Raw genomic sequence first — 13,265 nt, forward strand, 5'->3', positions numbered from 1 at the left:
CGTGCTGAGCCTCACCCCCAATCCGAAGCAGCTTGCATCCTTCGTCACACGAGCCCGGGCGGAAGACTATATGCTGACCGTCGTCTATGTCGCGCGGGCGCGGATCGTGCCGCATGGCGCCTGCCTGCCTTTGCCGCCGGAGAAGCAGCCGGGCGTGCAGAAATCCAAGAATTTCGAGGATGGACTTGGCAACAGCCCTCGCTTTGCGGGTGATTTCATTCCCTTCAAGCCGCGCACCGATGTCACCCTCGCAGGATCGGCCCATGCGCCGCGCGGCAGCCGCACGACCCGGCTCGACGTGACGCTCGGGGTCGGCGCCTGGCGCAAGAGCCTCACCGTCATCGGCAACCGGGCGTGGCATCGCGGCGCTCAGAATGCCGTCGAGCTGTCACCGCCGGAGCCCTTCTCCGCCATGCAGATCAGGCTTGAGCACGCCTATGGCGGGATCGATTCGCCGATCAATCCCTGGGGCAAGGGCTATGGCCGGATGGAAGAGAAGCCGGGCGCGGAATTCGCCGCCTGCAATATCCATCCGGTGAACGAGTTCCGCTCGAAATGGAATCTCGCAATCCCGCCCGATACCTTCGGCCCGCTTTCGCCCGAATTTCCCCCGCGCCTGGCTTTGCGCGGCACCTACGACAAGACCTGGCTCTATAAGCGGAGCCCTCTGCCACCGCTCGATTTCGATTGGGGGCATTATAACGCAGCCCCGGCCGACCAGCAGTTCGATCCCTATCTGCGCGGTGACGAACTCTTATCCTTCGAAAATCTTCATCCCGACCATCCGAGCTTCACGGCCAGGCTGCCCGGCCTTCGCGCCCGCATCTTCCTCCGCCGCGAGGTGGATGAGCAGCGCAACAGCTGGTACGAAGAAGTGCCGGCCCGGCTCGACAGCGTGCATCTCGATACGGATGCAATGACGGTCGATCTCGCCTGGCGCGCCGTCTGCAGCACCGCGGACGAGGCGGCGAGCGATGTGCGGCATGGCTATGTCGCCGAAGAGAGCCTCGCCGAGGAGCCCGCTCCGGCGCATGTGCATATCGATGCCTTCCGCCGCAAACTGGAGGGTGAGCCGCCTGCGCCGCCGCCGGCCCTGCCCCTGGTGCCGCCGGAGGATCCGGAGCGTCCGGAGCCGGAGGAGATGGTCATGCAAGGGATGCGGGACTTGGTGGAGTCGAAGCCTTTCCCGCCCGAATTCAAGGCTGCGATGGCCAAGGCCAAGAGTTCCGAGGAAATGCTCGCCCTTCTGCGCGCCGAGGGAGACCGCACGCTGAAGGTGCTGCAGGATGCGGTGGCGGCGGTGCAGCGCGGGGCCATGCCCTGAAGCGGCGGCCGTGTGTCGCCCCTCAGCCCAGCGCCTGACTCGCCAGCGCGAAGCTGTGGGGGGTCGTGCCGTCCGGCGTCGCGCTCCGTATCCACCGTCGCCCGAGCGACATGCTGGTCACCACATCGTAGAGCGGCAGGCCGCAGGCGCCGATGAAATCGGCAAACGGGCCGGCGGCGCGGCGCGTATCGATGCGGAGGAACCGGCCGGCGAGTGGCGCCATAAGCGGTGCTGCCACCGCGATCGCCACTTCATCCGAAGCGGCGACGATCGGCCCCACGACATGGCCACGCCCGAAGGGCCGGCAGAGGGCGAAGGCGACGATCTCCTCCCCGCGCAGCAGGACCGTCCCGGAGGCGGTCTTCATCAACTCAGCGAGCAGCAGGCCGCGATGCGCGCCGAAGGCCTGGGCATCGAGCGCCGCGATCGCGGCAAGATCGTCGGTGGCGAGCGGGCGAAGCTGCGCGCCGGGCGGCAGCGGCGGCGGGGCAGGGGGCGGGCGGGCGATCGCGTTGCGCTGATAGACCTTGGCATCGGGCGTGAAGCTCAGCCCCGTGTAAAGCCGCCAGGCGGCCCGCGTCGCGTTGAGGCCGATGGCGCGGTGGCCGGCTTCGCCCGTCACCTGCCGCATCAGCCAGCGGCCGCCGCCATTGGCCTGGAGGCGGGGCGTCGTGATGACCATGCCGATCGTCATGAAGGCGCCGCCATAGGGGAACCACATGGCGGTGCCGAGCACGCGGCCAATCCCATCGGTCAGCGCCCGGCCCTGGCCGATCTGGCGCAGCATGTCCCAATCCTCGGCGCGATGCGGCCAGCCCACCGAGATCGAAAGCGCGTGCAACGCCTCCAGCCGCGCCTCATGAATATCGATGAGGGCGAGGCGGTAGGAATCGAGAAGCATTGTATCGCCAAGCGTCACGCGGCGGGGCTCTCCCTGCTCGACCTTCTGTCGCAGCTTAAGCCAGGCTGGCCGCATTTTGCGTCTGTGATGGCGCGTGTTTCGCAACATTCCACCGAAGCCGCCGCAGGTTTCAGCGCGCGGGGAGGTGGCGCCCGCCCCTATGCTCGCAGGGCAGCCTCCGCGCGCCGGCCGCGGGCATGCCCGTGGCGGGCTCCCGCTGCTGCGAGAAAGGTGTGAGGCATGGCGCAGGCTGAACAAAACCCCGTCCGGCTGCTGGACCGCCTGATCGGCTTCCCCTCCGTCGTCGGCCGGCCGAACGGCGCGATCGCCGATTTCATCGCCGCCGAGGCACGCGCGGCGGGGGCCGAGGTCAGCCTGCTGTCTGGGCCGGAAGGGGATCGCTGCAACCTTTTCGCGACCATCGGCCCGCGGGATCGGCCGGGCTATATCCTCTCCGGCCACATGGATGTGGTGCCGGCGGGTGAAGCCGGCTGGCGCGCCGATCCCTTCTGCCTGCGGGCGGAAGGCGGGCGGCTCCACGGCCGGGGCACCAGTGACATGAAGGGCTTTCTCGCCTGCGCCATGGCAACTGTCGCCCGCCTCGCGGGCCACGCCTTGGCCCGGCCGCTGCATCTCGCCTTCTCCTATGACGAGGAGGCCGGCTGCCGCGGTGTGCCGCATCTGCTGCGCCAGCTGCCTGCGCTCTGCGCCCCGCCGCTCGGCTGCATCGTCGGGGAGCCGAGCGGCCTGCTCGGCATCCTCGCCCATAAGGGGAAGGCGGCGGCGCGCGTCTCGGTGCGGGGCAGGGCCGGCCATTCTTCCCGCCCCGATCTGGGACGCAACGCCATCCACGCCATGGCGCCCGTGCTGGCCCAGGTGGCAGCCGCGGCCGCCGCGGCCGAAGCGGGGCTTCAGGATGCCCGCTTCGCGCCACCCTATTCCACTGTCCAGGCCGGCGTCATCCATGGCGGCGAGGCTTTGAACGTCATTCCCGAACATTGCCTGCTCGAAGTCGAAGCCCGGGCGCTCCCCGGTGTCGCACCGCGCAGCCTGCTCGCCGGCATCGCCGCCGCGGTCGCCCGGCTCGTCGCCCATGGGGAGGAGGCCGCCTTCGACATCGTCAGCGAATATCCCGCCCTCGCGCTGCCGGCGAAAGCGCCGATCGCCCGCCGCATCGCGCAGCTCACCGGTCAGGCCCCGCTCGCCGCGGTGAGCTACGGGACGGAAGCCGGGCTCTATGCCGCGGCAGGGATCGAGACGATCATCTGCGGGCCGGGCGATATCGCGCGCGCCCATCGGGCGGAGGAATACATCGAGGTTCGCGAAATCGCCGGCTGCATGGATCTGCTCGCCGGCCTCGGGCGGGAGCTTATGGCGTGACCTTCCTGTTTCTATCGACGCCGGAGCGGGAGCGGGTCTTCGCGCGCCACTTCGCATCCGCCCTCCCCAACCTTCCCTTCGTGAGCGATGCGGCGGCGGTCGCGCCCGAAGCCGTGCGCTTCATCCTCACCTGGTCCGTGCCGCCGGATCTCGCGCGCTACCGCAACCTCGAACTGCTGTTTTGCGTCGGCGCCGGCGTCGATCATCTGGCGACGGGCGATCTGCCGGCGGGCGCCGGCCTTGTGCGCATGATCGAGCCGGCGATCCGCCGCATGATGCAGGAATACGTCACCCTCGGCGTGCTCGCCCTGCATCGCGGCCTGCCGCTCTACCGCACGCAGCAGGCCCGCGAGGACTGGCGCCCGCAGCCGCATCCGCAGGCGACCGCGCGGCGGGTCGGCATCATGGGCCTCGGCGATCTCGGCACCGCAGCGCTCGACTGCCTGCGTCCCTTCGGCTTTCCCCTGGCGGGATGGAGCCGGAGTGCCAAGACCATCCCGGGCGTGCGCAGCTTTGCCGGCGCCCAGGAACTGCCGGAATTCCTGGCCGAGACCGATCTTCTGGTCTGCCTTCTGCCGCTGACGGCGGAGACGCGCGGCATCCTCAACGCCGATCTCTTCGCCCGTCTGCCGCAGGGCGCGCTGCTGCTGCATGCGGGGCGGGGGCAGCAGCTGGATGCGGCCGCGCTCCTCGCCGCGCTCGATCGCGGTCAGCTCGCCGCCGCCATGCTCGATGTGACGGACCCCGAGCCGCTGCCGGCCGGTGATCCCCTATGGCAACATCCGCGCATCCTCATCACCCCGCATGTCGCGAGCGTCACCCAGCCGGATAGCGCGGCCGAGGCGGTGATCGCGAATATCCGGCGGCATCTGGCGGGGCTTCCTCCACTTGGCCTGGTTGACCGCGCACGCGGCTATTGAGCGGCAGCAGAAAGCTCTGTCCGCCCCGCGCGGAACGGCGTTTCCGGCCGGCCGCCGGCCTGGCTGCGGCGCAAACTTCGGGCCGCCGCGCGCTAGGCTGAGGGCCCGCCCGCAGAAGGAGGCCGCATGTCCCTGAGCTTCGATCCGGCCTCCGTCGCCCTGCCGCCCGGGCATTTCATCGCCGGCCGCTACCAGCCGGAGCCCGGCCGCTTGACCCTGCACCGCCCTTCGGACGGCGAAGCCTATTGGCAGTCCCCGATCGGCGATGCGTCCTTGGTGGATGAGGCGGTCTCGGCCGCGCGGGCGGCTCTCAAGGAAAGCCGCTGGGGTGAGCGCCCACCGCGGGACCGCACGCGCGCGCTTCAGGCCTGGGCCGATCGGATCGAGGCCGATGCGCCTTATCTCGGCCAGCTGGAGGCGCTCTCCTCGACACGCCCGATCGCCGAGGTCGGGCCGATCGATATCGCGGTGACCGCCGAGCAGATCCGCTTCTATGCTGAAATGGCCGATAAGGAGGGCGGCATGCTGGCGCCGACCGGAGACGCCAGTTTCGGCATGGTGATGGATGAGCCTTTCGGCGTCGTGGGCGCCATCACGCCCTGGAACGTGCCGCTCTCCATGGCCGGCTGGAAACTCGCCCCCGCGCTCGCTGCTGGCAATGCGGTGGTGCTGAAACCATCGGAGATGACGCCGTTTTCGACGCTCCGCATCGCCGAACTGGCGATCGAGGCCGGGCTGCCGCCTGGCCTCATCAATATCGTGCTCGGCGATGGCATGACGACGGGTGCGGCGCTCGTGAGCCATCCCGGCATCGCCAAGATCAGCTTCACCGGCTCCACCACCGCCGGGCGCGCCATCCTGCAGGCGATCGGCCAGACCGGGGTGAAGCCGATGACGCTGGAACTCGGTGGCAAGAGCCCGCAGCTCGTTTTCGCCGATGCCGATCTCGGGCGCGCGGCTTCCGCCATCGCGCGCAGTGTCCTCGCCAATGCGGGCCAGGCCTGCGTCGCCGCCGCGCGCCTCATCGTACAGCGGAGTGTCGCGGAAGCGACGGTTGCCGCGATCCTCAGCCATATGGCGGCGATCCGCCCCGGCGCCACCTGGGATGAGGAGAGCCGCTTCTCCCCGATCATCTCGCTCCGCCAATTGGCCCGCATCGACGGGATCGTGACGGCGGCGAAGAATGCCGGCGCGACCTGCCTTGCCGGCGGCGCGCCGATCCAGCGGCCGGGCTATTTCTACCAACCGACGGTGCTCGCCGGCCTCGATGCGCGATCCCCGGCCGTCACCCAGGAAATCTTCGGCCCTGTCCTGACGGTCGAGATCTTCGACGAGGAGGAGGAAGCCCTCGCCCTTGCCGACCACCCGACCTATGGGCTCGCCGCCGGGCTCTATACCCAGGATCTGGCGCGCGCCCTGCGCATCACGCGCCGGCTGCAGGCGGGAACCATCTGGGTCAATCGCTATGGCCGCTCGCGCGATCACATCCTGCCGACCGGGGGGTATAAGCAATCGGGGATCGGCAAGGATCTGGGCCGCGAGGCCTATCGCGCCAATCGCCAGAGCAAGAGCGTGCTGATCGGGCTTTGAGGGGGGCGAGCATGAAAACCTATCGCGTGGGGTTGATCCCGGGAGATGGCGTCGGCAAGCCGGTGACGGAAGCGGCCTGGGCGGTGGCGCAGAGGGCGGCTTCTCTTGAGGGCGTCTCCTTGGTGGGTGAGAGCTTCCCCTGGTCCTGCGCCTATTACAGGGACACCGGCCGGATGATGCCGGCGGACGGGATCGAGACGCTGCGCGGTTTCGACGCCATCCTGCTCGGCGCGGTCGGCTGGCCGGCGGAGGTGCCCGATTCCGTCTCCCTGCACGGGCTTCTGCTGCCGATCCGCAAGGCTTTCGTGCAATACGCCAATATCCGCCCACACCGCCTGCTGCCGGGGGTCGAGGGGCCGCTGCGCGCCGAAGGCTTCGATATCCTCTGCATTCGGGAGAATACCGAGGGCGAGTATTCTGGAGCCGGCGGGCGCATCCACCAGGGCAGCGCGGAGGAGGTGGCGGTCGAAACCGCGATCTTCACCCGCAACGGGGTGGAACGCATCCTGCGCTTCGGCTTCGAGCAGGCTCGCCGCCGCAGCCGGCGGCTCGCCTCCGTCACCAAATCGAATGCGCAGCGGCACAGCATGGTCTTCTGGGATGAGGTGACGGCCGAGGTCGCGGCGGATTATCCGGATGTCACCGTCACCTCCTACCATATCGACGCCATGGCGGCGCGCATGGTGATGGCGCCCGAAAGCCTCGATGTCGTCGTCGCCTCCAACCTCTTCGGCGATATCCTCACCGATCTCGGCGCCGCGATCCAGGGCGGTCTCGGCTACGCGGCCTCGGCCAATATCGATCCGACACGCCGCAACCCCTCGATGTTCGAGCCGGTGCATGGTTCCGCTCCCGATATCGCGGCGCAGGGCATCGCCAACCCGATCGCGGCCATCTGGTCCGCCGCGATGATGCTCGATCATCTCGGGGAGGGTGCGGCGGCGGCGCGGGTGATGCGAGCGATTGAAGAGACGACGCGGCGCGGCATCGGCACGCGCCCGGGCGCGGCGCGGACGGAGGCGATCGCCGCCGCCGTGCGCGACGCTTTGGCGTGAAGGACGATGGACGGATGCTGACACTCGAGGATCGGAGCTTGCTGGTGGAGGCCGCGCTGATCGGCGGTGCCTGGCAAAGCGCGGCTGGCGGCGGCCGGCTGGCGGTGATCGACCCTGCGACCACCGAGCCGATCGGCCATGTGCCGGCGATGGGCGCGGCCGAGACCGAGGCGGCGATCGCCGCGGCGGAAGCGGCTCTCGGCCCGTGGCGGGCGACGCCCGCGGCGGCGCGGGCCGAAAAGCTTCACGCCTGGTACGGGCTGATCCGCGCGCATCAGGAGGATCTCGCCCGCATCATGACGGCGGAGCAGGGCAAGCCGCTCGCAGAATCGCGTGGCGAAGTCGCCTATGGCGCGAGCTTCGTCAAATGGTTCGCGGAGGAGGCGCGGCGCATCGGCGGCAGCACCATCCCAGCCCCGAGCGCGGACCGCCGCATCCTCGTGCTGCGCGAGCCGGTTGGGGTTTGCGGGATCATCACGCCGTGGAACTTCCCGAATGCGATGATCACCCGCAAGGTCGCGCCGGCGCTCGCCGCCGGCTGCACCGTCGTCATCAAGCCATCCGACCTCACGCCCTTTTCGGCCCTGGCCCTCGGGGTCCTGGCGGAGCGCGCGGGCATTCCCGCCGGCGTCATCAATATCGTCACCGGTGAGCCGGCGGGAATCGGCCGCGCGCTCACGCAAAGCGCGGTGGTGCGCAAACTCTCCTTCACCGGCTCTACCCGCGTCGGCAGCCATCTGATGCGGGAAAGCGCCGGCACGCTCAAGCGCCTCAGCCTCGAACTCGGCGGCAATGCGCCCTTCATCGTCTTCGAGGATGCTGATCTCGATGCCGCGGTCGAGGGTGTGCTCGCCTCCAAATTCCGCAATGGCGGCCAGACGTGCGTCTGCGCCAATCGCATCCTCGTGCAAAGCGGCATCTATGAGGCGTTCGCCGCCCGGCTCTCGGCGCGTGTCGCTGCCATGCGGGTCGGCCCCGGCACGGAGGAGGGCGTGGCGATCGGCCCGATGATCAATGCCGCCGCCCTCGACAAGATCGCCCGCCATGTCGAGGATGCCCGCGCCCGTGGCGCGCGCGTGCTTGCCGAGGTGTCGGCGGTGCCGAGCCGCGGGCTCTATGCCCGGCCGATGGTGCTGGGCGAGGCGACGACCGAGATGCTGCTCGCCCAGGAGGAGACCTTCGGCCCGGTGGCGCCGCTCTTCCGATTTGCCGACGAGGCGGAGGCGATCGCCATTGCCAATGCAACTCCCTTCGGGCTCGCGGCTTATTTCTATACCGAGAACCTCAAGCGCGCCTGGCGGGTGGGTGAGGCGCTGGAATTCGGCATGGTCGGGCTCAATACCGGCGTCGTCTCGATGGAGGTTGCACCCTTCGGCGGCATCAAGCAGTCGGGCCTCGGCCGCGAGGGCGGGCAATGCGGCATCGAGGAATATCTCGAGATGAAGAGCTTCCACATCGCCGGGCTCGGCTGAGCGAGGCGCGGGCGGGGCGAAGGCCCCTCCCGACCGCTCTACCGGATGCGGTCCAGCATGCCGTAATAGGCGCCGATCAGCGGCAGGAACCAGGGCTTGCCGCTATAGAGGGGGATGGCGGGCCAGGGCAGGCCTTCGAAGGGATTGTCCACCTGCTTGCCCATGATCTTGTCGGCCATCATCATGCCCATGAGCGTTGCGAGTTGCGCGCCGTGGCCGGAATAGCCGAGTGCGTAGTGCAGCCCATTCTCGACGCCGGCGCGCGGGAAGCGATCCTTGGTGACATCGATGAGGCCGCCCCAGCAATAGTCGATCTCGACATCGGCGAGGCTCGGAAAGATATGCCTGAGTGCCCGGCGCAGGATCGCACCGCTCTTGGCATCCGATTGCTCGTCAGAACGGGCGGAGAAGCGGGCGCGCCCGCCGAAGATCAGCCGCCGGTCTGGGCTGAGACGGAAATAATTGCCGATGTTGAGCGAGGTGACGCAGGTGCGGTCCCCCGGCATCACCGCCGCCGCCTCGCTTTCGCTCAACGGGCGGGTCGCGATGATGAAACTACCGACGGGGAGAATGCGCCGCCGCTGGAAGGCGAAGGTCTGCGGCGTATAGGCCCCCGTCGCCAGCAACACCTGGCCCGCGCGTAGCGCGCCGCGCGGCGTGGTGATGCGCCAGGCCGCGCCATCGCGCGCGCAGCCCGCGACCGGTGCCTCCTCGAAGATCGTGGCGCCCTGGCGCTCGGCCGCTTGCGCGAGGCCGGCGACATAGCGGCCCATGTGCATCATCGCGCTTTTCTTCGACAGCATGGCGCCATGAAAGACATCGGAGCCGATGTCGCGCCGCAGATCATCCTTGCTGAGGAATTCCGTATCGGGGTCCACCGCCCTGTGCACCGCCTCGAAATTCGCGGCGATCGCGGCGATATGCTGCGGCTTGGAGGCCAGTTTGAGCTTGCCCGCGCGGCGGAAGCTGCAATCGATCGCTTCCTCGGCCACGATCGTCTCGATCACATCCACCGCCCGATCGTAGGCGTGGTAGAGGGCGGCGGCGCGTTCCGCGCCGAAGGCGGCGGTCGCTTGCGCGAAGCTATGGGCGATGCCGTTGTTGAGGTGGCCGCCATTGCGGCCGGAGGCCCCGGCGCCGACCCGCGCCGCTTCGAGCAGCGCGACCCGCGCGCCCCCGCGGGCGAGGTGGCGGGCGGCGGCAAGGCCGGTGAAACCGCCGCCGATAATCGCGACATCCCATTCCCCGCGCACCGCCCCGGTTTCCGCCGGGGCGAAGCGGGGCGCAGTATCATGCCAGTAGGAGATGAAGCGCATGGCGATGCTCGCCCCTTTCGCTCTCAGAACGGATTGCGCGCGGCGCGCTAAAGCCCCAGCACGCCGGGCAGGCCGCCGATGTCGTGGATTTCGGTATAGCCATAATAGGGATTGGCCGGCTCATGCCCGCGATTGACCCAGACCTTGCGCGTGATGCCGAGATCATGGGCGCTCATCAGGTCGTAGCGGAAGGAGGAGGAGACATGCAGGATATCCTCCGGCCCGCAGCCGAGACTGTCGAGCATAAATTCGAAGGCGCGGAAGCGCGGCTTGTAGGCCTGCGCCTGCTGCGCCGTATAGACACGGTGGAACGGCGCGCCGAGCTTTTCGACATTGGACATGATCTGGCTGTCCATCGCGTTCGAGAGGATGACCAGGGGGATTTCCTTGGCAACGCGCGCGAGCCCGGCCGGCACATCGGCATGCGGCCCCCAGCTTGGCACCTGCGCATAGATCGCCGCGGCGTCCTCGGGTCGGAAGGCGACGCCGTTGCGGCGGCAAGTGCGTTCCACGGCATTGTGGATGACCTCCGCATAAGGCTTCCAATCGCCCATGATCTCATCCAGCCGATAGGCGGCGAAGTTGCGGTTGAACGCCGCCATCGCTTCCGCGTTGAGTTGGCTGCCGTAGATCGCACTCGCGGCCTCGCTCATCTGAAAGAAGGTCAGCGTGCCGTAGCAATCGAAGGTCACGTATTTCGGGCGGGTCGCGCTCATGTCTCTTGTTCCCTGGCAGGATGCGTTCGGCGCAGGCGATGCCGAGAGTCCGATCATAGGAGCGCCGCTGCCGCCGCACCCACTGCATCCGCCGGGCTTTGAAGCGCATTCTTCCGTATTGCCAGCCGCCGGCGGCAGAGAGTTCCACGCGCGGCCGCAGCACGGCGATCTCCACTCGCAGGATGCGGCTATGCATGGATCACGCGATGAATGGACGGGCCGCCCGCATGCTGAACACCGATCTTCGTTTCGAACGCTTCCTGGCGGGCCACATTCCCGAAGCGGTGGGGCTGTCGCGCGCTGCAGGCTGGCCGCATCGGGCCGAGGATTGGGCCTTCCTCGCCCGGTTGAGCGAGGGCTTCGCCGTGCTCGCGGAAGGGGGGCGGCTGGTCGGCACGGCTTTCATGACCCCATTCGGCCCGCAGGCGGCGACGATCAACACGGTCATCGTGGCGGAGGCCATGCGCGGCCAGGGGCTCGGCCGCCGGCTCATGCTGCGCTGCCTTGAAGCGGCCGGCGGCCGCCTCTGCCGGCTGATCGCGACCGCCGAGGGGCTGCCACTCTACGAAAAACTTGGCTTTCAGACCATCGGCAGCATCGTCCAGCATCAGGGTGTGGTTGCGCGGGCGAGGGTGCCGAGCCTGCCGCCGGGCATGCGGTTGCTCTGGCCGGCGGGGGCGGAGATGCGGGCGGAGTGTGCCCGGCTCGACCGTGCCGCGACCGGGATGGACCGCGCGGCCCTGATCGCTGGCCTCTTCGAAGAGGGGCGCATCGCTTGCCTGATGCGGGGCGACTCCCTTGTGGGCTATGCGGCACTGCGCGCTTTCGGCCGCGGCGAAGTCGCGGGCCCGATCATCGCGGCAGACCTGCCGGGCGCGGAGGCGCTGCTCGGCCTGCTCATGGCGGCCTGCGAAGGCCGCTTCCTGCGCGTCGATACCCTTCCGCAGATCGGGCTCGTACCCCGCCTGCAAGCCCATGGCCTCATGCCGGTGGGCGGCGGCATCGGGATGCGGCGGGGCGATGCGCCGGCTGCTCAGCAGGATTTCCATCTTTTCGCCCTGGCCTCGCAGGCCCTCGGCTGATCTGGAGACAATCGATGTTCAGCAATTCGCTCGTGGAACTAGACCGGGCGCATCTTATCCATCCCGTCACCTCCTACCGTGGGCATGAGCGGGCCGGCGTGCGCGTTATCCGCTCGGCCCAGGGGGCAACCCTGACCGATGCGGAAGGCCGGCAAGTGCTCGATGGTTTTGCCGGCCTATGGTGCGTCAATGCCGGCTACGGCCAGAAGAGCCTGATCGAGGCGGCGACCCGGCAGATGGAAGCGCTGCCCTATGCGACGGCCTATTTCGGCTTCGGTGCGGAACCGGCGATCCGGCTGGCGGCAGCCCTTGCCGAGCGCACGCCCGGCGATCTCAACCACGTCTATTTCACCCTCGGCGGGTCGGACGCGGTCGATAGCACCGTGCGCTTCGTGCGCTATTATCAGCAGGCGCGCGGCAAGCCGGAGAAGGACCAGTTCATCTCGCTCGAACGCGGCTATCACGGCTCCTCCACGGTCGGCGCCGGGCTGACGGCGCTGCCCGTCTTTCATGCGGGCTTCGGCGTGCCCTTCGCCTGGCAGCATAAAATTCCGTCGCATTATTCCTACCGCAATCCGGCCGGTGCCGATCCGGCCGCGATCATCGCCGCTTCCGAGCAGGCCTTGCGGAGCAAGGTCGCCGAACTCGGCGCCGAACGCGTCGCCGCCTTCTATGTGGAGCCGATCCAGGGCTCGGGCGGCGTCATCGTGCCCCCGCCCGGCTGGCTCGCCGCCATGCGCGCCCTCTGCCGGGAGCTTGACATCCTGTTCATTGCCGATGAGGTCATCACAGGCTTCGGCCGCACCGGGCCGCTCTTCATGTGCGCCGAGGAAGCGATCGTGCCAGACATGATGACGGTCGCGAAAGGGTTGACCTCGGGCTACGCGCCGATGGGCGCGGTGTTCATGTCCGAGGAGGTCTATGCCGTCATCGCCGATGCGGCAGGATCTGCCGCCATCGGCCATGGGCAAACCTATTCCGCCCATCCCGTTTCTGCTGCCATCGGCCTGGCGGCGCTCGAACTTTACGATGGCGGCTTGCTGGAGAACGGCCGCGCCATGGGGGCGAGGCTGCAGGCGGGGCTCGCCAGCCTCGCCGATCATCCGCTCGTCGGTGAAGTGCGGGGGCGTGGCATGCTGGCGGGGGTGGAGTTGGTGACCGACAAGGCGCGCAAGACTCCGCTGCCCGCGGCGGCCGAGCCTTCCCGCCGCATCTTGGACCGCGCCTGGGCGCGCGGCCTCGTCATTCGTGCGTTCGGAGACGGGATGCTGGGCTACGCGCCGCCGCTCTGCTGCACGGCGGCGGAAATCGACGCGATCGTCGAGCGGACGCGCGGCGTTCTGGACGACACCCTGGAGGATCCTGACATTCGCACGGCCATGCGTTGAGCGCAGAGCAGGGGAGGCGCGCTGGTTTGGTCGGCATTTCAGCATTTTCTGCCGTCATGCCTCCGTCATTCGGCGCAACCGCGCGGGCTTCCGGGATGACACTTTTGCGAGGCGCGGCGCG

11 protein-coding genes are annotated in these 13,265 nt (G+C 68.7%); 8 read left to right on the forward strand and 3 right to left on the reverse strand.

Annotated elements, in window-relative coordinates; all coding sequences use genetic code 11:
• Position 1 precedes the first annotated feature (1 nt).
• Entirely contained in the window at positions 2-1,324 is a 1,323-nt protein-coding gene (locus ACYQ7X_RS11910; protein WP_459697250.1) for a DUF2169 family type VI secretion system accessory protein, read from the forward strand.
• 22 nt (positions 1,325-1,346) lie between these two features.
• Here the strand turns inward: ACYQ7X_RS11910 and ACYQ7X_RS11915 are convergent, their stop codons facing one another.
• Positions 1,347-2,243, reverse strand: a complete 897-nt coding sequence (locus tag ACYQ7X_RS11915; RefSeq protein WP_459697251.1) for a GNAT family N-acetyltransferase — start codon at positions 2,241-2,243, stop codon at positions 1,347-1,349.
• 222 nt (positions 2,244-2,465) lie between these two features.
• On the opposite strand from ACYQ7X_RS11915, the gene argE reads away from it, so the two are divergent.
• The 5 genes from argE (at position 2,466) to ACYQ7X_RS11940 (ending at position 8,642) form a co-directional block, all read left to right on the forward strand.
• Positions 2,466-3,605, forward strand: coding sequence for an acetylornithine deacetylase (gene argE, locus ACYQ7X_RS11920; protein WP_459697252.1), 1,140 nt, complete (start codon positions 2,466-2,468; stop codon positions 3,603-3,605).
• Positions 3,602-4,525, forward strand: a complete 924-nt coding sequence (locus ACYQ7X_RS11925) for a 2-hydroxyacid dehydrogenase (protein ID WP_459697253.1) — start codon at positions 3,602-3,604, stop codon at positions 4,523-4,525. Before argE ends, ACYQ7X_RS11925 begins: the two co-directional genes overlap by 4 nt.
• 126 nt (positions 4,526-4,651) lie before the next feature.
• Positions 4,652-6,115: an aldehyde dehydrogenase family protein gene (locus ACYQ7X_RS11930; RefSeq protein WP_459697254.1), complete on the forward strand. Its 1,464-nt coding sequence runs from the start codon at positions 4,652-4,654 to the stop codon at positions 6,113-6,115.
• Positions 6,116-6,126: 11 nt separating this feature from the next.
• Positions 6,127-7,170, forward strand: coding sequence for a tartrate dehydrogenase (locus tag ACYQ7X_RS11935; RefSeq protein ID WP_459697255.1), 1,044 nt, complete (start codon positions 6,127-6,129; stop codon positions 7,168-7,170).
• A gap of 14 nt (positions 7,171-7,184) precedes the next feature.
• Positions 7,185-8,642: an NAD-dependent succinate-semialdehyde dehydrogenase gene (locus ACYQ7X_RS11940; protein WP_459697257.1), complete on the forward strand. Its 1,458-nt coding sequence runs from the start codon at positions 7,185-7,187 to the stop codon at positions 8,640-8,642.
• A gap of 38 nt (positions 8,643-8,680) precedes the next feature.
• On the opposite strand, the gene ACYQ7X_RS11945 is transcribed toward ACYQ7X_RS11940, so the two are convergent.
• The gene (locus tag ACYQ7X_RS11945) at positions 8,681-9,958 is read right to left on the reverse strand and encodes an NAD(P)/FAD-dependent oxidoreductase (protein ID WP_459697258.1); all 1,278 of its coding nucleotides are present in this window, start codon (positions 9,956-9,958) and stop codon (positions 8,681-8,683) included.
• Between the two features lie 47 nt (positions 9,959-10,005).
• Entirely contained in the window at positions 10,006-10,674 is a 669-nt protein-coding gene (locus tag ACYQ7X_RS11950) for a haloacid dehalogenase type II (protein WP_459697259.1), read from the reverse strand.
• Between the two features lie 194 nt (positions 10,675-10,868).
• On the opposite strand from ACYQ7X_RS11950, the gene ACYQ7X_RS11955 reads away from it, so the two are divergent.
• Positions 10,869-11,756 carry a GNAT family N-acetyltransferase gene (locus ACYQ7X_RS11955; protein ID WP_459697260.1) on the forward strand — a complete coding sequence of 296 codons (888 nt, stop codon included), beginning with the start codon at positions 10,869-10,871 and terminating at the stop codon, positions 11,754-11,756.
• A 14-nt stretch (positions 11,757-11,770) separates the two neighbouring features.
• Positions 11,771-13,144: an aminotransferase class III-fold pyridoxal phosphate-dependent enzyme gene (locus tag ACYQ7X_RS11960; RefSeq protein WP_459697262.1), complete on the forward strand. Its 1,374-nt coding sequence runs from the start codon at positions 11,771-11,773 to the stop codon at positions 13,142-13,144.
• Positions 13,145-13,265 lie beyond the last annotated feature (121 nt).

The organism is Acidisoma sp. C75 (genome assembly GCF_054665095.1).

What these genes read in the sequence shown, in the direction of transcription:
- argE (WP_459697252.1), top strand. Translation starts at nt 2,466, where the DNA reads ATGGCGCAGGCTGAACAAAACCCCGTCCGGCTGCTGGACCGCCTGATC.
- ACYQ7X_RS11930 (WP_459697254.1), top strand. Translation starts at nt 4,652, where the DNA reads ATGTCCCTGAGCTTCGATCCGGCCTCCGTCGCCCTGCCGCCCGGGCAT.
- ACYQ7X_RS11935 (WP_459697255.1), top strand. Translation starts at nt 6,127, where the DNA reads ATGAAAACCTATCGCGTGGGGTTGATCCCGGGAGATGGCGTCGGCAAG.
- ACYQ7X_RS11940 (WP_459697257.1), top strand. Translation starts at nt 7,185, where the DNA reads ATGCTGACACTCGAGGATCGGAGCTTGCTGGTGGAGGCCGCGCTGATC.
- ACYQ7X_RS11945 (WP_459697258.1), bottom strand. Translation starts at nt 9,958, where the DNA reads ATGCGCTTCATCTCCTACTGGCATGATACTGCGCCCCGCTTCGCCCCG.
- ACYQ7X_RS11950 (WP_459697259.1), bottom strand. Translation starts at nt 10,674, where the DNA reads ATGAGCGCGACCCGCCCGAAATACGTGACCTTCGATTGCTACGGCACG.
- ACYQ7X_RS11955 (WP_459697260.1), top strand. Translation starts at nt 10,869, where the DNA reads ATGGATCACGCGATGAATGGACGGGCCGCCCGCATGCTGAACACCGAT.
- ACYQ7X_RS11960 (WP_459697262.1), top strand. Translation starts at nt 11,771, where the DNA reads ATGTTCAGCAATTCGCTCGTGGAACTAGACCGGGCGCATCTTATCCAT.